The sequence below is a fragment of the Bacteroides sp. DH3716P genome, assembly GCF_025914115.1.
In the GTDB taxonomy this organism is placed as follows: Bacteria; Bacteroidota; Bacteroidia; order Bacteroidales; family Bacteroidaceae; genus Bacteroides; species Bacteroides ovatus.
Genome location: NZ_CP083673.1, coordinates 449,720 through 469,419 on the forward strand (window position 1 = coordinate 449,720; position 19,700 = coordinate 469,419).

Below are 19,700 nucleotides of genomic sequence, written 5' to 3' on the forward strand. Positions count from 1 at the left end.
CCTACTTTGCATCTTTTGCCGTCATATCGCCTTCGATATACAATCTTACCATCTCTGTTTTGGCGTTGGTACGCAAGGTGATTGATTTTTTGAAATGTCCCGGATATTTGCCTGTTCCGTTATAAGTCACCTTGATTGTTCCCTTTTTACCCGGCATGATGGGTTCCTTTGTATATTCGGGTACTGTACATCCGCAAGAGGCTACAGCCTGATGGATCACCAGCGGGGCATCGCCGATATTAGTAAAGGTAAATGTGCAACTGACAACCGGGCTGTTTTCAGAAAACTTACCGAAATCGTGAGTTGTTTTGTCAAACTTGATATCTGCATTTGTTTGTGCAAATGCAAAGCTTACGCCCATTACTAACAGGGTCATTAAAAAAAGTATCTTTTTCATTTTTCCTTCTCTTTTTGATTACAAACGACAAAGATAATGCTTTTCCCCTAAAATATACTTTATGGAGTGCGAAATAGTATTAAACGATTCTCTTTTGCTATTTTGAGAGTTGGAATCCGAGCATCATTCCATCGTAATTTTCGGCCAGTGAACTAACTGTTTTCAGTGCGGTACTGCTGCTTTTGCTGCCGATGAAAGCCATTAATTTCAACAGTTTGTCCGAGTTGAACAGTAACTCCAGTGAACTGGAACTGCAATTTACTTTAGCGTGCAGATTCAGAAGTTTCAAATACTTCAAATCAACTTGTTTGGTTGAAGCATTGTAGGAGTAAGTGCCTTTCAATGTTTTCTTGCCCACCGTGCTGGTGAAAGTACTGTCGGCATTGAAAGTGAAACTCATTTGGCCGTCTTTAATACCTATTTTGCTTAATTGTTCGTTCAGCTTATTTTCAGCCATAGTGGCTGCGGCAGCTCCGCCTGCTTTCATTAGTAAGTTATCCGATTCGAACTCTACGGCCGAACCTTTGTAGTTCCATGTTCCGGTCATGTCGATAGATTCGGTGGTTCCGGTGATGGCATTCACTACTTTTGAAATGTTGTCCTTATTTAATAAGTCGGACCATGATTGCGCCTGGCTGTTAGTCGCCATCAGCATAAATACTGCCATAAAGGCAATAGATAAAAAACTCTTTTTCATTTTCATTCTTCTTTCATTTAACATTGAGATCCTTGTTTATGTTTTCTATGTAGTTGAGTATATCAATACGTCCTGTGCGGTCTTCCGAGGAAGATACGAAGTGAGGAGGGAGCTCTTCCCATTGTTTACTCAACTCACGTAAATAGGCATTGATATTCATTTTTAAACGTCCACCTTTGAGTTTATCGGCTTTGGTAAAGATGATAGAGAAGGGGATACCGTTCTCGCCCAGCCATTCCATAAACTCAAGGTCTATTTTTTGAGGTTCCAGCCGGCTGTCTATCAGGACAAAGAGGTTGGTCATTTGCTCCCGTTCCAAAATATAATCTTCGATTATGGTGCGTATCTGGTCTTTCCCTTTTTGTCCGCGTCGGGCATAGCCATATCCCGGAAGGTCGACGAGATACCAATTCTTATTGATAAGGAAGTGGTTGATTAACATCGTTTTTCCCGGAGTAGAGGAGGTCATGGCCAGACCTTTACGACTGGTCAACATATTGATAAGACTTGATTTACCCACATTCGAACGGCCTATAAAGGCATATTCCGGGAAAATACCGGCTGGGCATTTCTTCACGTCCGTATTGCTAATCACAAATTCAGCACTTGTTATTTCCATTTTCTTGTCATTTATTTCTTTGTAAAATCGTTTATAATAAACTTGTTCATTGTTTATAATAAACTATTGCGCAGTTTATAATAAACTCTGCCATTATTTATTATAAACTTCGGAGTACCTGTTTTCATGGTACTTTCAGCGTTTTCCCTTTTTTAGACATACAAATTAACCCCGCAAAGGTAAGCGTTCCATTTAACATTAGCAATTCATAACCGAATTTATATCCGGTTTCTTTTTCAATCCACCAGTCGGCAAGATAGCAGATCAGTGGTGAAAGGATGGCTATGAGAGGAACCCACCGGTCGTTCGTTTGCCTGCGTGTAAAAAGTCCGAAAGCAAACATTCCAAGCAGGGGGCCGTATGTGTAGGAGGCGATGATATATATGGCGTCAATAACGCTCTTATTATTAAGTATTTCTACCAGGCAGATGAAGAATGCCAATAAGACTGATAACGATAAATGCACTTTGCTTCTTTTGCGACGTGCCGTTTCTTCTGTGTCTTTTTCCGTATTCAGCAGGTCTACGCATACACTGGTTGTCATGGCTGTCAGGGCGGAATCCGAGTTGCTGAAAGCTGCTGCGATAATACCGATTGTAAAAAGTACCAATACGGATTGTCCCAGATAACCTTGGGCTGCAAACATGGGTAGTATATCATCATTCATGGCTGGCAGTTCGAGGTGCATCTGTCCCGCTAGCGCTATTAATAGAATTCCCAAGCATAGAAAAAGGAAATTTAGCGGAATGAATGAGAAACCGTAGCAGTACATGTTTTTTTGTGCTTCCTGGAGGTTCCGGCAAGAAAGATTCTTTTGCATCATATCCTGATCCAGTCCGGTCATTACGATGACGATGAAGATACCACTGAAGAACTGTTTGAAGAAGTTCTGTCGGGATACCCAGTCGTCAAATACAAAAATACGGCTGTGTTCGCTGTTTTGGATTGTTTGCACAATGCCGCTGAAGTTAAGGTCTAATCTTTGGATCGTAAAATAGATGATAAAAATCAGAGCGGCAATCAGGCAAAATGTTTGTAAGGTATCTGTCCACACAATGGTCTTTATTCCGCTTTTATGAGTATATATCCATACCAATGCAACCGAACCGACAGCAATCAGCCAAAAGGGAACGTGCATTTCCTGAAATACATACGTATGGAGAATGAGGCATACCAGATAAAGTTTGGCTGCGGTTCCCAACATGCGTGACAGCAGAAAGAAAAAGGAACCGGTGCGATAGGCACGCATCCCGATGCGGGTGCCGAGATATCCGTAGATACTTGTCAGATTCAACTTATAATATAAAGGAAGTAAGATATGGGCTACGGCCATGTATCCGAAGAAAAATCCGAGTACCGTTTGCATATACGTCATATCCATTCCGCGCACCATTCCCGGTACAGAGACGAAAGTGACTCCGGAGATAGAGGCGCCAATCATTCCAAAAGAGACTATATACCAAGGTGATTGGTTCTCTCCCTTGAAGAACGCTGCATTCGATCCGCCCTTACGTCCGGTGATACGGGCTATTAGTAATAATACCGCGAAGTAGCAAAGAATAGTGACTAGTATCATCATAACAGATGCAAAGGTAGCAATTTTTGTAGGTATTAAAAACAATAATCTGTATCTTTGCAAGGTTTTATCGATAGAACAGCAAATATTATCTATGAACCAACAATATCCTTCTATACTGCTTGAAAAGGCAGTCGGCGAATTTTCCAAACTTCCGGGTATCGGGCGTAAGACGGCTATGAGGCTTGTTCTGCATCTGCTCCGTCAGGATACGGCTACGGTGGAAGCTTTCGGAAATTCTATCATAACGTTGAAACGTGAGGTGAAATACTGCAAAGTGTGTCATAATATATCCGATACTGAAACTTGCCAGATTTGCGCTAATCCGCAACGGGATGTTTCCACTGTCTGTGTGGTGGAAAATATCCGTGATGTAATGGCGGTGGAAGCAACCCAGCAGTATCGCGGGCTTTATCACGTTTTGGGTGGGGTTATTTCTCCAATGGACGGAGTCGGACCGAGTGACCTTCAAATTGAAAGCCTGGTGCAGCGGGTGGCTGAAGGTGGAATCAAAGAAGTTATTCTGGCATTGAGCACTACGATGGAGGGGGATACTACCAACTTCTATATCTATCGCAAGCTGGATAAACTAGGGGTTAAACTAAGTGTGATAGCCCGTGGCATATCGGTTGGTGATGAACTTGAATATGCCGATGAAGTAACTTTAGGACGCAGTATTGTGAACCGGACGCTTTTTACCGGAACTGTATAATCATTATTAATCATTTAAGAACGAACATGGAAGAACAGATAAAACGAGCTGTCAGAAATTTGAATATCAGTTATGTTTTCTTTTGGGTGCTCCCGGCATTTTTGCTTGGGGCAGGAGAATTTGAACTTTTTCCCGTAGGAGGTTTGGTAGATAACGCATCAGCTACCTATTATTTTGAGACGGTCGGCATTTTGCTCACTGCTTTGTGTGTGCCTCTTTCTCTCAAATTATTTAGCTTGGTGCTTAAGAAAAAGATAGATCACATGACTATCACGCTTGCCTTGAAGCGATATGTGCAATGGAACATTGTTCGCTTGGGAGTGCTTGAAGTAGCTATTGTAGTGAACCTTTTGTGTTACTACCTGACGTTGAGCAGTACGGGTAACCTCTGTATGCTGATTGGCCTCACGGCGTCACTTTTCTGCCTGCCCAGTGAGAAGAGATTGCGTAACGAACTTCACATTGCAAAAGAAGAAAAGCTATGAGACAGTCTTTCTTGATGAACGAGCGTATCTATCTTCGTGCGGTAGAACCGGAAGATATGGACATTATGTACGAGATGGAAAATGACCCTTCAATGTGGGATATTAGTAATTTTACGGTTCCTTATTCCCGTTATGTGCTTCGTCAATACATCGAAGGCTCACAGTGCGATGTGTTTGCCGATAAGCAATTGCGGCTGATGATTGTACGCAAATCTGACCAGTGTATACTCGGCACAATTGATATAACAGATTTTGTACCCCTTCATTCGCGGGGAGAAGTAGGGATTGCCGTCCATAAGGATTATCGGCAACGAGGTTATGCTACTGATGCATTGAAATTGCTTTGTGAATATGCTTTTGATTTTCTGTCTTTAAGTCAACTCTATGCACATGTCATGACGGATAATGAAGTATGTGTAAAACTGTTCACCTCTTGTGGTTTCGTTCAATGCGGATTATTAAAAAACTGGTTGCAGGTGGAGGGTTGTTACAAAGATGCATTGCTTCTCCAATGTTTGAATCCTAAGAAATGAGAAATTAATTGAGAGTAGGCACTTGTGGGAAACGTGACCACGTTTCATACTTGCTGCCTAACTTCTCTAAAGCTTTCCGCCACATATCTTTAATATTGTTTTTCATCAGATATGATTTCTCTTCCTCGGACACCAACCAAGTGTTTTCTCTGATTTCGTTGCTCAACTGTTCGCTATCCCAACCGGAATATCCCAAGAAGAAACGAATGCATTCACTGATTTTATTCCCTTGTAATATATATTTCTTTATTTCATCAAAATCTCCATTCAGATAAAGCCCTTTACTGATAGAAATGGATCCGGGGATATCAGATAATGTGTGGAGATAAAATAGGGTATCAGTGGCAATAGGTCCACCTTTGTATAGAGGAATCTCATCCAGGTATTTAAATTCCATGATGATATCGTTAAGGAACAATGGCAGTTGCTTGTTGATAACCAATCCCATACTTCCTTCATCCGTATGATCGACCAGTAAAATTACGGATCTGCCAAACGTTGCGTCACGTAGAAAAGGTTCTGATATTAAAATCCTTCCTCTCGATGGCAACACATTATTCGATTGAATCTTAAATATGTCAGAGTCGATATTCATGCCACTAAAGTAAGAAAAAAAACGGAATAACAATCGTTCTTTCCGTTTTTTTTCATTTTAAGAATGGCTTTTATGAATATCTTATGTCAAATAATCAGGCTATCGGATGATTTTCAGCAAATAGTTTCATTCTTTCATCCAGTTGAGCATATTGGTGGTCTTTAATGAAAGAGGTACACGCGCGCAATCCTTCCTGATGGCTTCCTGTAGTTACTAATGAGATAGCGCTGACTCCGTAGTACATCAATTCTTTCGCCAGTTCGCCACTGGTCATTCCCGGATAACCGATGGTGAAATAAAATCCGTCTGCAATCGGCTCGCCCAGATCGTTGTCATATACCAGATGAAAACCGTGACGGAGGAAGATTTCTTTTAATTTCCGTGCTCTTTCACCGTATATCTTCACTTCGTTAAGGAAATTATATTGTCCTTCGTTGGCAGCTTTCAGCATGGCGGCCATGGCGAACTGTGCAGAATGACTAGTTCCTGAAGAAAGCGCATAAAGCACACGGTGAATGAAAACCGTTCCGAAAGTTCCGCCACCATATCGTTTGGTCAGTCCCGGATAGCTTCGGTGGTATAGTTTATCAGAGATACAACTTACCCCAATACGTTGCCCGGCGTAGCTGAATGCTTTTGAGCCGGAAATCAGCAATACGTAATTGTCCGTATAATGGGCAACTGATGGCTGGAAAGGAGGTTGATACGGTTTACTTAAATCTTGGCGGAAGTCCATGGCAAAATAAGCCAAATCCTCCAGAACAATCACATCATACAGTGTTGCCAATTCACCGATAATCCTCAATTCTTCTTCTTTCAGGCAAATCCAGCTGGGATTATTGGGATTTGAATAAATGATGGCTGATATATTTCCTTTTTTCAGATAGCTTTCCAGTTTCTCTTTCAGTTTTTCTCCGCGGTAGTCATACACATCAAATGTTTCAAACTTTTGCCCCATTACAACCAACTGCTGTTTCTGTACCGGAAACCCTGGATCGATAAACAAAATCGTATCTTTCTTTTCGTCACATTGGCTGCAAGTAAGAAATGAAGCGAATGTACCTTGCATGGAACCAGTGACAGGCACACAACCTTCCGGACTTAAATCTACGTTGATGAATGCTTTGATAAAGTTGGATGCCTCTTTCTTTAGTTCCGGCAATCCGTTGATGTCGGGATATAGACTGGCAATGCCATTTTGTAATGCTTCAATTTCCGCTTTCACGCCTACAGCGGAAGGAGGAAGTCCCGGAACACCCATTTCCATTTTGATAAATTCAACTCCCGATGCTGTTTCTGCTTTTGAAGCAATAGCTTTCACTTCACGAATGGTAGCTTTGGAAAAATCGACAATTTGAAACTCATTGATGGTTTCGTCAATCAGATGTCGTTCAATTGGTGTATTTTTCATTCTATTTTCTATTTTATTAGTAGCTGCAAATGTACACGATAATTCTTAATAAACCCACTTTTTCAGAAAAAAGATACTGAAGCTATTGCAGGTTTCAAAAAAATATCTACCTTTGCATCCGCAATCGAGAGAGATGCTAAAGTGAATATTTTGGTGCGTTAGTTCAGTTGGTTAGAATACATGCCTGTCACGCATGGGGTCACGGGTTCGAGTCCCGTACGCACCGCATTAGGAAATAAAAAATCCTCTGATTTACTGAAAATCAGAGGATTTTTTATTTTGAAGATAGCGAATAATCGCTATCTCTTTTTTCCATCATATCCCCATTTCACATAGATGGCTCCCCATGCAAATCCTGCTCCAAATGCAGTAAGAATTAGGTTATCTCCTTTTTTGAATTTATCTTCAAAATCCCAGAGGCAGAGTGGGAGAGTGCCGGCACTAGTGTTACCGTATCGTTCGATGTTGACCATGACCTTTTCGACAGGAACTTCCAAACGTTGTGTTACGGCGGTGATAATACGTTGATTAGCCTGATGAGGAATTACCCAGTCGATGTTTTCTTTGCTTAGATGGTTTCTTGCAATGATAGATTCACAGGCATCAGCCATGTTGGATACTGCATATTTGAATACAGTACGTCCTTCCTGATAGATATAATGCATTTGATTATCCAATGTATAATAAGAAGGAGTACATATAGAGCCACCCGCTTTAATGTGCAAAAAAGGCAATCCTTTACCATCTGTTCTTAACACAGCATCCATAATGCCAAAATCTTCAGTAGTAGGTTCAAGCATGACAGCTGCTCCGCCATCACCGAAAATCGGACAAGTTGCCCGGTCGGCATAATTTATTATTGACGACATCTTTTCAGCGCCTACAACTACCACTTTCTTGTAATTTCCAGAACGGATAAAATTGGCTCCAGTCTCCAGTGCATATAAAAAACCGCTGCAAACAGCTTGCATGTCAAAAGCAAAAGCTCTTTTCAGTCCCAGTCTTTCACATAAAATAGAAGCCGTGGAAGGAAAGCGGTAGTCAGGGGTTGTTGTAGCTACAATTATCAGATCAATATCATCCGGATTTGTTCGGGTGCGTTTTATTAACTGTTTGACAGCTTTACGAGCTATGTAAGAAGTTCCCAGTCCTTCCTCTTTCAAAATACGTCTTTCCTTAATACCAATACGCCCCATAATCCATTCGTCGGTAGTATCTACCATTTTGGAAATCTCATCATTGGTCAAGATGTAATCGGGTACATATCCTCCGACTCCTGTAATTACTGCGTTTATTTTTTCCATTCGTTTTATCTAGTTTTGGTAAATTGAATAAGGAGGTTCATTCGAAAATCAAAAATGCGGGCGCAAATATATGGAAAAGAGACCGAATTCCAATAGTAGTTTGTGAAACTGTAGCCTTTTTAATTAATAAAAAGGAATATTTGACCAAATTTTGTCTAAATTTTTAGCAGGCAATTTTTGTTTAAATGAATGAGTTGTTGTAAATAATTGATTCATAGGTAATTGTGAATGTTGCTCCGGTATTGCTAACTACGAAGTTTGTCAAACAACTCGTCATTGTATAAAGATGACTTATTGGTTAGAGACTATTTAAATTTTATGCAAATCATATTTTCGCTTCCTTTCTTGTCTTGCAGGTTCAAGATTTTCTTGATGACTTGCAAATGTGTGTTCTTCTAAATCCATACTGCCATCGGTAATGTATGGTAATAGTCAGTTATTCATCAAGAAAAATATTGTATATGTGAAAATATACACAGCGATATGATAACCGGCAGAAGCTGCAGTACGTACCAGATGCAGTGTAAATGCTGTTTTACCTACCGCAGGACGGGCGGCAATAACGATCTCCTCACCGGGTTGCCAGCCGCATGTCACCCGGTCAAGGTCGGCAAATCCAGTAGTCAGTCCTGTAGCACTGTTCTTGTTGCTGGCCATGCGGGCCTCTATCAACTTATAGTGTCCTCTATGAGTTGTGACGTGGAACAGAGATGTTCGGCAGTACCACATTCATTTTCCAATCGGTCGAGGAGGGTATGGGCATTTGCCAGCGTATCGTCTGTATCAGTTATCCTGATAGTTGGGAAAATAAGCCACTGCCATCTCGGATAGTACGTGGCAACCGTGAAGCAGCCAGTCAAAAGATTGATTATCCATTGTTTAAAATATTTTAGTACGCCGCAAAATTATGACTCGTTTCATTGGATGAAAAAAACGTTTTTCTGATGCTGGTAATTTAAATGTAAAATAAGTATGAATATTTTTAAATAAAAATCTAATTATTTAAACAATCTTTTCTATATTTGCATTCGAAATTAGATTTTATATGGCAGTTTTGTCGATTAATAATCAGTAATATCAAACCATTTATATATAACTAAATTTTATAATGTTGAAAGGAATAGAAATAATAAAAGATCGTTTACAACGAAAGCGAAAACAGTACATCCATCAGGGAGAGAAAATAGAACAAATGAAGTGTACAATGCAAAACACCGGTGAGGAAATTGAGCAACTGGAATATGTGCTTAATGAGATGGAGCATATAGCGGATGTAAATCGTGCTCCACGAGTGATTCCAAATGCTAGGGTGGAGGAGGTGTTTGCATATCTCTGCCGGGTGTTTGAGTTTTTGCAGCACCGTTTAAAGCTGCATTTCAAATATAAATTGGCATGCGAAGTCATCTTTGCCTACTATCAGTTTAAAAGTCGGTTGCATACTCCTGGACGGGAATATTTAAGCTTTGCAACTATACTGACTTACTTTAAACGTGAAAGAGGAATGGCGTATGGGTGATTTCAAAAATATCGAAATATAGAGATAATAGTGTGAAAAACAAATGTTTTAGGAACAGAAATGACGAATTTGATATTTTTTCCTTATTTTTGTGTGTCCATTTTTGAATGATATGATACAGATAATACGATTAAAAGGAAAAGACAAACACTTATATCGGCTTTTAGCGCCGATGGTGATGGATCCCGAAGTGATACGCGCAAACAATAATTACCCTTTCAAGACGGGCGAAGAGTATGTGTGGTTCATTGCGATTGAAGATAAAGAAGTGGTGGGCTTCGTCCCCGTGGAACAGAAAAGCCGGAAGAAAGCTGTAATCAATAATTATTATGTGAAGGCAGAAGGCACCGTACGGGAGGAAATCCTGTCACATCTGTTGCCCGCTATCGTTGCGGAATTTAGGCCCGAGAGTTGGTTGCTCAATTCGGTCACACTGGTACAAGATAAAGAAACATTTGAAAAGTTTGAATTTGTATCGATGGACAAGAAATGGACACGGTATGTAAAAATGTATAGATAACTTATGACGAAAAAGAAAATAGCAGGCACAAAGAATGTATATGAATTAGCACAAGAACGACTGAAAGTTATATTTAATGAATTTGATAATATATATGTGTCATTCTCCGGAGGTAAAGACAGCGGGGTACTGCTGAATATGTGTATCGATTATATCCGGAAGAATAACCTGAAGGTACGTTTGGGAGTTTTTCACATGGATTATGAGATCCAGTATAAAATGACCATTGACTATGTAGACCGGATGCTGGAGGCCAATAAGGATATTTTGGATGTATACCGGGTATGCATCCCTTTCCGTGTGGCTACCTGCACCTCGATGTATCAATCTTTTTGGCGTCCGTGGGAAGACAGCAAAAAGAATATATGGGTTCGTTCCATGCCGAAAAAGGCAATGACCAAAGAAGATTTTCCTTTTTATAATACAACCATGTGGGATTATGAATTTCAGATGCGTTTTGCGCAATGGATACATAATAAAAATGATGCAGTGCGCACTTGTTGTCTGATCGGGATTCGTACACAGGAAAGTTTCAATCGGTGGAGATGTATCTATATGAGCCGTAAATTCCAGATGTATCATAAATATAAATGGACTTCAAAAGTAGGGAACGATATTTATAATGCCTACCCTATTTATGACTGGAAAACAACGGATGTATGGACTGCCAATGGAAAATTCCAGTGGGATTATAATGTTTTATACGATCTTTATTATCGTGCCGGAGTCAATCTGGAGCGTCAGCGTGTAGCAAGTCCCTTTATTAATGAGGCACAAGAGAGTTTGCAGCTTTACCGGGTGCTTGATCCTAATACCTGGGGTAAAATGGTGGGAAGGGTGAACGGTGTGAACTTTACCGGTATGTATGGTGGTACTCATGCAATGGGATGGCAATCGGTGAAACTTCCCGAAGGATATACATGGCGCGAGTTTATGTATTTTTTGTTGTCTACTCTGCCGGAGCGGGCGAGGAAGAATTATCTACGGAAACTTTCAGTGAGCGTGAATTTCTGGCGGACAAAAGGCGGATGCCTGAGTGATGCCACCATCCAAAAGCTGATTGATGCGAAAGTACCAATTATCGTTATGGACAACAGTAACTACAAAACGTTGAAAAAACCGGTACGTATGGAATATCAGGATGATATCGACATTCCGGAATTCAAAGAAATACCCACGTATAAGCGAATGTGCGTTTGTATTCTTAAGAATGACCATGCCTGCAAATATATGGGATTCTCACCTACAAAGGAGGAGATGAGTAAGAGAAGTCAAATTATGGAACAATATAGAATCATAGTATCATGAGTGTAGATAAAAGCCCTGTTTACGAGGTAAAAGCGGTGCCCGTAGAAAAAGTATATGCGAACGATTATAATCCGAATGTCGTTGCACCGCCTGAAATGAAGTTGCTGGAACTTTCTATTTGGGAAGATGGCTTTACGATGCCATGTGTATGTTACTACAATAAAGATGAAGACCGTTATATCCTGGTGGATGGTTACCATCGCTATACGGTATTGAAGACTTCCCAACGAATCTATAAGCGTGAAAACGGTTTGTTGCCGATTGTGGTGATAGACAAAGACTTGTCTAACCGTATGAGTTCAACAATCCGGCACAACCGTGCGCGTGGAATGCATAACATTGAATTGATGTGCAACATTGTTGCGGAGCTTGATAAGGCAGGTATGTCCGATCAATGGATAATGAAAAATATTGGTATGGATCGTGATGAATTGTTACGTCTGAAACAAATTTCAGGACTTGCTGATCTGTTTGCTAATCGCGAATTCAGTATTCCTGATGAGGTGGCACCTACGGAAACTGAGCGTAAAACCTTATAATCTGATAGTTATATATACAGAAATTGAGTATTTTGTCATTTAGGCACAAATTATACAAGTTATTAGCTTATTTTGTTGTATAAAATAGTTAGTTCTTTTGTCTAATTTGTGCCTAAGTTGTGTCTAAATGACACGGAAAACTATAACTTCCCTCTATTGTCCAAGTTTTTATGAAAGAAACTTGGGAATTTTAAAATGTTCGCATATCGAAAGAAATGAGGATATTGAATATTTTTGTTGTGAATTTCGTAACCTTGTTGTTCGCTACCTACATAATTAGTCCCTTTATTCTAAATTGATTCTCTGTAACAGAAATGAATACAATTTTGTATCTCCTTTAATATTCCGAAATTTGCAATATGAGATTTGGACAAAAATATTGTCCTGAGAGAAAAGCAAAAAGAGAAATATATAAGAAGTAGAGGAAAGTATATTAGAGAATTAATGAGAGAAATAACAAAACTTACAATCAGTTTTTTATATTTGATTTTTTTATTATCTGTGGTGTGTGTGCAGGGGTCGAATGTGACCGGCACTCTCTTTCAATTAACACCGAAAGTGACAACTTGTGCGGATATATATGCCAAGTTGTTGATTATGCCGTTGAGCAATCCTTGGCTTGGCTCTCTCTCTTATAGTGACACTCAAGAATCAATCTCCATGAATTATATTATGTATGAGTCCGGCATTCAGAACAATACCTGTCTGCACATCAAGGGACTTGGTCTGGTAATAACATCGGTAACAGATGGGGGCTGACTGGTTGATGTAGTATGAAGAAGGACAAAGAGAAACAGGTGACAGGATGATGTGTATCTAACATTAAAAACAGGAAATTTGGAAAAAGAAGTTCATATTAGACAAAGGAAAGTTGTTCCTGCTGCGGGAAGTACGCTTCAGCTCATGCCTACTGAAAATTCAAATTCGGAGGTATATGAAATCAATTATTTCTGCCTTACGGGCGAAGTGGATGAAAGTGCTAAAAATTGGATCCGTCTGTATTCTTCCGTAATGCCGGAGGAACATACAGGAGAAGAACGCATTATCGTTGAAGACGGTAAGATATATATTAAGGTATTGCCCAATATAGAGGCGGATTCCAGAAACGGAATCGTACATCTCACAACAATGGCGTCTTCCGTTAAAACGGGCATCAGTAATGTGCAACGCATAAAAATAGATGTTACTCAATTGGGGCAATAAATAACAGTAAATGTGATATAAATGAAGAAAGTTGCTATACTCATATTATTCATGCTCGGATGTGCTATTTCCGAGGGTTATGCCCAGAAGGTTGCGTTGAAAAGCAATCTGCTGTATGACGCTACCACTACCATGAATTTGGGGTTGGAGATCGGACTGGTGCGTAAATGGACGCTGGACATTCCGGTCAATTATAATCCGTGGAAACTTTCCGACGGCAAACGCCTCCGTCATTGGGGGATACAACCCGAAGTTCGTTACTGGTTTTGTGAGAGTTTTCGCCGTATGTTTATCGGAATGCACGGACATTATGCCGATTTCAATGTAGGAGGGTGGCCCGACTGGTCTTTTATCAGTGACAATATGCAGCATACGCGTTATCAGGGATATCTTTATGGCGGTGGCTTTTCCGTAGGATATTCGTGGATTCTGAAAAAACGCTGGAGTATAGAAACGTCTGTCGGAGTGGGATATGCGCACATTGTATATGACAAGTATCCTTGCGCTACCTGTGGTACGAGATTGAAGGAAAGCAGCAAAAATTATTTCGGACCTACCAAAGCAAGTGTGTCACTTATTTATGTAATTAAATAATAAGGAGTATGATAATAAGAAATATAGGTTTCCTTGTGTGTATGTTGGTGGTTTGCAGCCTGAATATAAACACAGCTATGGCTCAATCCCGCTCTTACGAAGGTGGCATTACCGTGAATCCGGTGCGGTTGGAACAGAAAGGTGATTTTATTCATGTCGATATAGATTTTGTTTTGAATAATGTGAAAGTGAAATCTGCCCGGGGAATGGATTTAATTCCGCGGCTGGTGACTTCCGGACGCACTCTGAATCTTCCGAAAGTTTCTATTAAAGGTCGTGACGAGTATTTGGCGTATGAGCGTGGGCTTGCGTTGATGAGCGCCAAGGAGAAGAGAAGCTATGAGAAGCCGTATATAGTGGAAAAAGCCGGAAAACTAAGAAATGATACGATTCGGTATCAATATCTGGTTCCGTTCGAATCATGGATGAAGGATGCGCGTCTGGACATGCAGCGTGACGAATGTGGTTGCGGTGAAACGGCATTAATGAACATCGAGGAATTTGGCAAAGTGACGTTGGAACGTGTATGGACGCCTTATGTAGTGGTTCCTCAGTTTGCTTATCTGCAACCGAAAGCGGAAGAAATCAAACAACGGGATATTCAAGTAGAATGTTTTCTGGATTTCGAGGTGAATAAAGTCAATATTCGTCCCGAATACATGAATAACCCTCAGGAACTGGCTAAAATCCGCAAGATGATCGATGAGCTGAAGTCCGATCCGAATGTGAAAGTGAACCGTCTGGATATTATCGGTTATGCGTCTCCGGAAGGAACATTGGCAGCGAACAAACGTCTGTCTGAAGGACGTGCCATGGCGCTCCGGGATTATCTGGCATACAGATACGATTTTCCGAGAAACCAATACTACATTGTCTTTGGAGGTGAAAACTGGGACGGACTGGAGAAGGCGCTTGAAACAATCGAATTGGAATATAAAGACGAAGTGCTGGATATTATCAGGAACATACCTATTGAAAAAGGAAGAGAAACAAAACTGATGCAACTTCACGGAGGGACGCCTTACGGATACTTGTTGAAGTATATTTTCCCAAGTTTGCGTGTGGCTATCTGCAAAGTGAATTACGAAGTGAGGGATTTTAGTGTGGAGGAAGCAAAAGAGATTATCAAGACGCGTCCGCAGAATTTGAGCTTGAATGAAATGTTTCTGGTAGCTAATACCTATCCGACAGGCTCGCAAGAATTTATTGATGTGTTCGAAACGGCTGTCCGGATGTATCCGCAGAGTGAGATTGCAAATATAAATGCTGCTACTGCCGCTTTATCACGCAATGAATTGGTTTCGGCTGAACGTTATCTGGGCATGGTGAATTCGAATAAGAATTTGCCGGAATATAATAATGCTATGGGAATATTAATGTTAATGAAGGGAGATTATGAATCATCGAAGAAGTATTTGAAGTTTGCAGAGCAGTCAGGTCTGGATGCAGCTAGGGGCAATCTGGAAGAATTAGTCAGGAAGAAGGCTAATGCTGCTAAAATGAAAAAGAATGGTAAGTAAAACTTACTGATTAAGTGGGAAATTATATAAGTATTAATTCTAATATTTTTTTGTATTATGCTAAAGATTAAATCAATTTTAGTTTCATTGCTGGCTGTTGCGGCACTGGCAAGTTGTTCAAATGAGAATCTGGAGGAAAATCCGGAGGTTGAAGGGGGAGCAGGTTATGATGTAGCTTACGTATCAATTAGTCTGACTAATCCCAAAATGCCTGGTTCACGTGCTTCTGGTGAACAGACGGCTTTAGAGGAGGAAAGTGCGATTAATGAGCTCTATTTGATTACGTTCAATGCGAGTAAGGTGGTGACTAAGGATGAAAAGGCAACTAAGTATGCCACGGTATTGGGATCAAGTTCTTTCGGAACAAATAGTGGAGTTACGACTCCGAATACTCCGGTTAAAGTGGATCCGAATACAAAGTATTTGCTTGTTATTGCCAATCCAGGTTACCAATTAAAGGATCGCTTGGATAATCTTTCAGCGGGTGCAACCTATGCTACCATCAATGGAATGATTACAGTTCCTGAAAACAATACTAAGCCCAACAATGCTTATCTGGTAGAGGAGGTTGTACACTCCAATGGTTGTGCAATGATTAATGTCGGATTCTACGATGATTCCGATTCAGATCCATCCAATCATGCATGGGAGGATGAATGTCTGCTTGATGTATCGGACAAGATTGTTTTGGTCAGCGACTATAAATCGGAAGCGCAAGCTCAGAATGCGGCGAAAAGTAATCCGGCCACTCTTGAGATAGAACGCCTTGCTGCAAAATTGGAGGTTATGATTGGCAGTCCATTAGCAGTTGGACCTTTTGAAGATGGAACAAATGCAAGTCTAGGACAGTTTGATTTTGGAAATTGGACTATAGATTACTACAACTCCCTGTTCTTTCCTTTTGCAAAGGAGACTACCACAGCATCGTCTCATACTACCGGATTTTACAAAAGTAACTTCTATACAGTCGACCCGAACTTTACGACTGCGGGTGGAACCGAATATCTTACAGGCATTATTAAGAATACACTCGATGCTGCAACTCGCGAACCTAAGGTGGAATGGGTTGCTGAAAGTGCGACTGTAGGTGATAATTACAAATACTGTATCGAGAATACGATGGTCGCAGGATATCAGAAGTTCGGTGCGGCTACGCGTCTGGTACTTAAGGGACAGTATGCACCTTGGAAGTCTGGTGAATTTACTTTAGGAAATGACTGGTATCGTCTTCCTAACGGAACTAACTCTGTAAACTTCAAGAGTTTTGCCGACTTGCTGGCTGCTTATACGCCTGCCAAAGCTAAAGAAACAGCCTCAGACCCTATGACCGCCCAGGAGAAACTTTTAGTTTCGGCATGCGAACTGTTCTATACTCAGATAAAATCTGAACTTACCACTAATGATCCGGGTGATTTTGCATCTCTTACGCAGGCTATTCTTGACGACAACAACATTCAGAATGGTGGTGAACTGTGTAAAAAAGAAGGTTGCATTTATTGGTATCCAAAGAGTCTCAACTATTACTACTATGAGATTCGTCATGACAATGCAGCCAACTCTTACATGGAGTATGGGAAATACGGTGTAGTACGTAATAACTATTATACGCTTACGCTGACAAAGGTGAATGGTAACGGTACACCGTGGTATCCTGGTGGTGGTCCCGAAGATCCGGATGAAGAAGAAGATATCGATAAGAAAGGTGCCTATCTCCATTTTGAGATTAAAGTTGCTCCGTGGATATACTGGACTACAAATTTCGAAATCTAAATAAATTCTTTACTTTCAAAGAAAACAGGGCAGTGCGGACTGCCTGCCCTGTACTTTTAAAATAGATATTCCGTACGGAACAGACCGCCGAAAAAAGTAAAAACAAGCCGGTGACAGGCTTCCCAAAAACAGCACTGAAATATACCGGCGCATCCGAGATGCAATGAAATGCAAAGCGCGCCCCAAAAAGAGGAAATAACCGGAGGTCACAAAATAGAGGTCTCTGACAATATAAAATGGCAAACCGATAGGGTTGCCCCCTAAAAGAAAAGATATGTTCGGAAAAACTAAATCGCTGTTCCTTATCGTTGCTTCGATGCTATGTATGGCTTCGTGCGACAGTATAAGCGAAGACCTGCCACGGTGCGAGCTTTGGTTGGAATTTGTATTCGACTACAATATGGAATATGCGGATGCATTTAATCCGCAGGTTAAATCGGTGGATGTACTTGTGTTCGATAGCGATGATAAATTGCTTTTCACCAAAAGTGCCAAGGTTGCTGCGTTGGTTGGTGGAAACCGGATGTCGTTGACCGACGAGCTCGATTTCGGAAGTTATAAAGTACTGACCGTCGGAAGTCTGTCTGACAGATTCCGGCTTTCGGACAATGCAGGTAATAAACTGGTGCCAGGAACAACCACCCTCCAACAAGTCATTGTATCCCTGAAGCGGGAGATGGGTGTTGTTAATTTCGAATTTCAGCATCTTTACTTCGGAGAAGTTGTGGAAGTGGACCACCTGCCATCCAATACCAACCATAAAATTTATCCGGTGAACCTGATACGTGACACCAATCGGTTTAATCTCGCGTTAATGGGATATGAGGAAAATAAAGTGGATGGCACACAATATACATTTGAAATTCAGGCACCGGAAAATGCGGTTTATTCCTGGGAAAACGAACCCACAGGACAAGGGCCGGTTACTTATGTGCCTTACTATACAGGTCCGGGTGAAATATCCGATGTGGTTATGTCTGCACGCCTGAATACGATGCGTTTGCTCAACAGGAGCGGATGGGATTATAAATTTATTATAAGGGATGCGAATACCGAAGCCGAAGTCTGGAGCTACAATCTGATGACACTATTGAGCATTGCCCGGCCGGTTTCCCGTTACGACGGAACGGAACTTCCCTTTCAGGAGTATCTTGACAGGCAGAGTGAATGGAACCTGATATTTACAGTTGTTGAAAAACCCGGAGGAGGATTCCTTCAAATTGGTATTGTCGTGGGGACCTGGATTCATTGGCTCCACGGGATGGAAGTTTAAGAATGAGAAAAAAGCTATTACATATCATTTATCTGGCATCCACCATCCTTTTGTTCTCATGTAGTAGAGAAGCTGATGTGGCTTATGAGTTGCCTGCCCATACTACCAGGGCGCAACTTAGCATCGACTTGGTGAACAATGGGGATGTGGAACAACAGGAGAAGATAAACTCCATGCGGTTTATCGTATTCGGCAGTACGCCCGGTGGCGTGAGGCTGGATGTGAATGAACACATCCTGTTGAGCACTCCGGAGACAGCTACTGATATAGATGCGCAACTTCTCGAAGTGACTTCCAGCAATGATATTCTGGTCGTAGTTATTGCCAACGAACCGCAGAGTCTCACAAGCCAACTTGACGGTATAGCTAATCTTTTGACATTACAAGAGATGATTTACGACATCTCCAGCATACTGAATAATGACGGGCAGATTATTTCGGCGACCGGAATGCCTATGACAGGAGTGATCCGGGATATATCCATAGCACCCGATGAAACCAAAACAGTGCAAATGGTGATCGAACGTGCCGTAGCCCGGGTAGATGTCTTTATCGAAGCTATAGACGGCGGGGCAGTGACCGGATATACTGCCGGAAGCACCAGTGTCACCTTGCATAATTTTTCCCATGATAGCTATTTCGTGATGGGAAATGTGGGCAACGGCACGCGTGATAACGCCGACTCTTCAAAAAACTACGGAAAGGTGAAGGAAGACGTGTCGGAAAGCAATTTATTAACGCATAGCTGGACGGCTGCGACTACAGAAACTTGGGCATATTCATCGGCTCCCGGAGCTGAAAACCGGAAGTTGCTTTGCTCGTTCTACACAGCCGAACGCCTATTCAAGTCGGATTATTCCGACCGACTGTCTATCAGTATGACTAATGTTCCGAAAGGGCCTTCGGACGTCACCGGAATAACCGGGAAAGTAATTGAAAGCGTAACAAAGGTTGACGGCACAGGTAGTCCGACAGCGCAACCTTTTACGGAGATCCGTCGGAACAACGTGTATCAGGTAACGGCACGCGTAGGAAAAATAGGTATTCAGATACTGACGATAAGCGTAGAAGATTGGGGTGAAAGACAAGACATTGATTTGGATATGGACTTGTAATATCTTTCGCTGA

General features: G+C 41.2%; 22 protein-coding genes and 1 tRNA gene. 15 read left to right on the forward strand and 8 right to left on the reverse strand.

Annotation, left to right across the window (positions count from 1 at the left end; translation table 11 throughout):
- Position 1 precedes the first annotated feature (1 nt).
- The 4 genes from KQP79_RS01535 to KQP79_RS01550 all read right to left on the reverse strand — a co-directional run bounded on the left by KQP79_RS01535 (position 2) and on the right by KQP79_RS01550 (position 3,292).
- Positions 2-397 (reverse strand): DUF1573 domain-containing protein, encoded by a 396-nt coding sequence (locus KQP79_RS01535; protein ID WP_004300420.1) that lies wholly within the window; start codon positions 395-397, stop codon positions 2-4.
- Positions 398-494: 97 nt separating this feature from the next.
- Complete coding sequence (locus KQP79_RS01540; protein WP_004306277.1) at positions 495-1,118, reverse strand: DUF4923 family protein; 624 nt, start codon at positions 1,116-1,118, stop codon at positions 495-497.
- A complete protein-coding gene (gene yihA / locus KQP79_RS01545) occupies positions 1,108-1,713 on the reverse strand; it encodes a ribosome biogenesis GTP-binding protein YihA/YsxC (RefSeq protein WP_004311636.1) in 606 nt (201 codons plus the stop codon). The genes KQP79_RS01540 and yihA overlap by 11 nt, the downstream gene beginning before the upstream one ends.
- A 124-nt stretch (positions 1,714-1,837) precedes the next feature.
- Entirely contained in the window at positions 1,838-3,292 is a 1,455-nt protein-coding gene (locus KQP79_RS01550; RefSeq protein WP_022199365.1) for a sodium:solute symporter, read from the reverse strand.
- Positions 3,293-3,383: 91 nt separating this feature from the next.
- Between KQP79_RS01550 and recR the strand changes: the two genes are divergently transcribed.
- From recR to KQP79_RS01565, 3 genes are read left to right on the forward strand one after another with little or no spacing between them, the layout of a single operon-like run.
- Positions 3,384-4,001 carry a recombination mediator RecR gene (gene recR / locus KQP79_RS01555; RefSeq protein WP_008775856.1) on the forward strand — a complete coding sequence of 206 codons (618 nt, stop codon included), beginning with the start codon at positions 3,384-3,386 and terminating at the stop codon, positions 3,999-4,001.
- 26 nt (positions 4,002-4,027) lie between these two features.
- Complete coding sequence (locus KQP79_RS01560) at positions 4,028-4,486, forward strand: hypothetical protein (RefSeq protein WP_004311639.1); 459 nt, start codon at positions 4,028-4,030, stop codon at positions 4,484-4,486.
- The gene (locus tag KQP79_RS01565; RefSeq protein ID WP_004311640.1) at positions 4,483-5,019 is read left to right on the forward strand and encodes a GNAT family N-acetyltransferase; all 537 of its coding nucleotides are present in this window, start codon (positions 4,483-4,485) and stop codon (positions 5,017-5,019) included. The genes KQP79_RS01560 and KQP79_RS01565 overlap by 4 nt, the downstream gene beginning before the upstream one ends.
- Before the next feature lie 4 nt (positions 5,020-5,023).
- Here KQP79_RS01565 and KQP79_RS01570 read toward each other — a convergent pair whose 3' ends face one another.
- Both KQP79_RS01570 and KQP79_RS01575 read right to left on the reverse strand, forming a co-directional pair.
- On the reverse strand, positions 5,024-5,614 hold the full coding sequence (locus KQP79_RS01570; RefSeq protein ID WP_008775855.1) for a YqgE/AlgH family protein: 591 nt from the start codon (positions 5,612-5,614) through the stop codon (positions 5,024-5,026).
- Positions 5,615-5,708: 94 nt separating this feature from the next.
- Complete coding sequence (locus tag KQP79_RS01575) at positions 5,709-7,025, reverse strand: aminotransferase class I/II-fold pyridoxal phosphate-dependent enzyme (protein WP_004300428.1); 1,317 nt, start codon at positions 7,023-7,025, stop codon at positions 5,709-5,711.
- Between the two features lie 152 nt (positions 7,026-7,177).
- On the opposite strand from KQP79_RS01575, the gene KQP79_RS01580 reads away from it, so the two are divergent.
- Positions 7,178-7,251 (forward strand) — tRNA-Asp (locus KQP79_RS01580).
- A gap of 73 nt (positions 7,252-7,324) precedes the next feature.
- Here the strand turns inward: KQP79_RS01580 and KQP79_RS01585 are convergent.
- Together KQP79_RS01585 and KQP79_RS01590 are read right to left on the reverse strand one after the other, a co-directional pair.
- Complete coding sequence (locus tag KQP79_RS01585) at positions 7,325-8,329, reverse strand: beta-ketoacyl-ACP synthase III (protein WP_004300429.1); 1,005 nt, start codon at positions 8,327-8,329, stop codon at positions 7,325-7,327.
- Between the two features lie 432 nt (positions 8,330-8,761).
- Positions 8,762-9,058, reverse strand: coding sequence for a DnaB-like helicase C-terminal domain-containing protein (locus KQP79_RS01590; protein WP_225483439.1), 297 nt, complete (start codon positions 9,056-9,058; stop codon positions 8,762-8,764).
- A gap of 379 nt (positions 9,059-9,437) precedes the next feature.
- Here KQP79_RS01590 and KQP79_RS01595 point away from each other — a divergent pair, with 379 nt between their 5' ends.
- From KQP79_RS01595 to KQP79_RS01645, 11 genes are all read left to right on the forward strand, one after another.
- Positions 9,438-9,845 carry a hypothetical protein gene (locus tag KQP79_RS01595; protein ID WP_004300432.1) on the forward strand — a complete coding sequence of 136 codons (408 nt, stop codon included), beginning with the start codon at positions 9,438-9,440 and terminating at the stop codon, positions 9,843-9,845.
- Positions 9,846-9,957: 112 nt separating this feature from the next.
- The gene (locus tag KQP79_RS01600; protein ID WP_008647328.1) at positions 9,958-10,365 is read left to right on the forward strand and encodes a hypothetical protein; all 408 of its coding nucleotides are present in this window, start codon (positions 9,958-9,960) and stop codon (positions 10,363-10,365) included.
- A 3-nt stretch (positions 10,366-10,368) separates the two neighbouring features.
- Positions 10,369-11,673: a DUF3440 domain-containing protein gene (locus KQP79_RS01605; protein ID WP_004306263.1), complete on the forward strand. Its 1,305-nt coding sequence runs from the start codon at positions 10,369-10,371 to the stop codon at positions 11,671-11,673.
- Positions 11,670-12,212 (forward strand): IbrB-like domain-containing protein, encoded by a 543-nt coding sequence (locus tag KQP79_RS01610; RefSeq protein WP_004300435.1) that lies wholly within the window; start codon positions 11,670-11,672, stop codon positions 12,210-12,212. The genes KQP79_RS01605 and KQP79_RS01610 overlap by 4 nt, the downstream gene beginning before the upstream one ends.
- A gap of 483 nt (positions 12,213-12,695) precedes the next feature.
- Entirely contained in the window at positions 12,696-12,971 is a 276-nt protein-coding gene (locus tag KQP79_RS01615) for a hypothetical protein (RefSeq protein WP_229065730.1), read from the forward strand.
- A 78-nt stretch (positions 12,972-13,049) separates the two neighbouring features.
- Positions 13,050-13,415 (forward strand): hypothetical protein, encoded by a 366-nt coding sequence (locus KQP79_RS01620; protein ID WP_004308193.1) that lies wholly within the window; start codon positions 13,050-13,052, stop codon positions 13,413-13,415.
- A 21-nt stretch (positions 13,416-13,436) separates the two neighbouring features.
- Positions 13,437-14,009: a DUF3575 domain-containing protein gene (locus KQP79_RS01625; RefSeq protein ID WP_004300438.1), complete on the forward strand. Its 573-nt coding sequence runs from the start codon at positions 13,437-13,439 to the stop codon at positions 14,007-14,009.
- An 8-nt stretch (positions 14,010-14,017) separates the two neighbouring features.
- The gene (locus KQP79_RS01630) at positions 14,018-15,529 is read left to right on the forward strand and encodes a DUF3868 domain-containing protein (RefSeq protein WP_008640570.1); all 1,512 of its coding nucleotides are present in this window, start codon (positions 14,018-14,020) and stop codon (positions 15,527-15,529) included.
- Positions 15,530-15,586: 57 nt separating this feature from the next.
- Positions 15,587-17,299 (forward strand): Mfa1 family fimbria major subunit, encoded by a 1,713-nt coding sequence (locus KQP79_RS01635; protein WP_032849480.1) that lies wholly within the window; start codon positions 15,587-15,589, stop codon positions 17,297-17,299.
- 274 nt (positions 17,300-17,573) lie between these two features.
- Positions 17,574-18,572, forward strand: coding sequence for a FimB/Mfa2 family fimbrial subunit (locus tag KQP79_RS01640; RefSeq protein ID WP_008640566.1), 999 nt, complete (start codon positions 17,574-17,576; stop codon positions 18,570-18,572).
- A 2-nt stretch (positions 18,573-18,574) separates the two neighbouring features.
- Positions 18,575-19,687, forward strand: coding sequence for a hypothetical protein (locus KQP79_RS01645; RefSeq protein ID WP_008775792.1), 1,113 nt, complete (start codon positions 18,575-18,577; stop codon positions 19,685-19,687).
- Positions 19,688-19,700 lie beyond the last annotated feature (13 nt).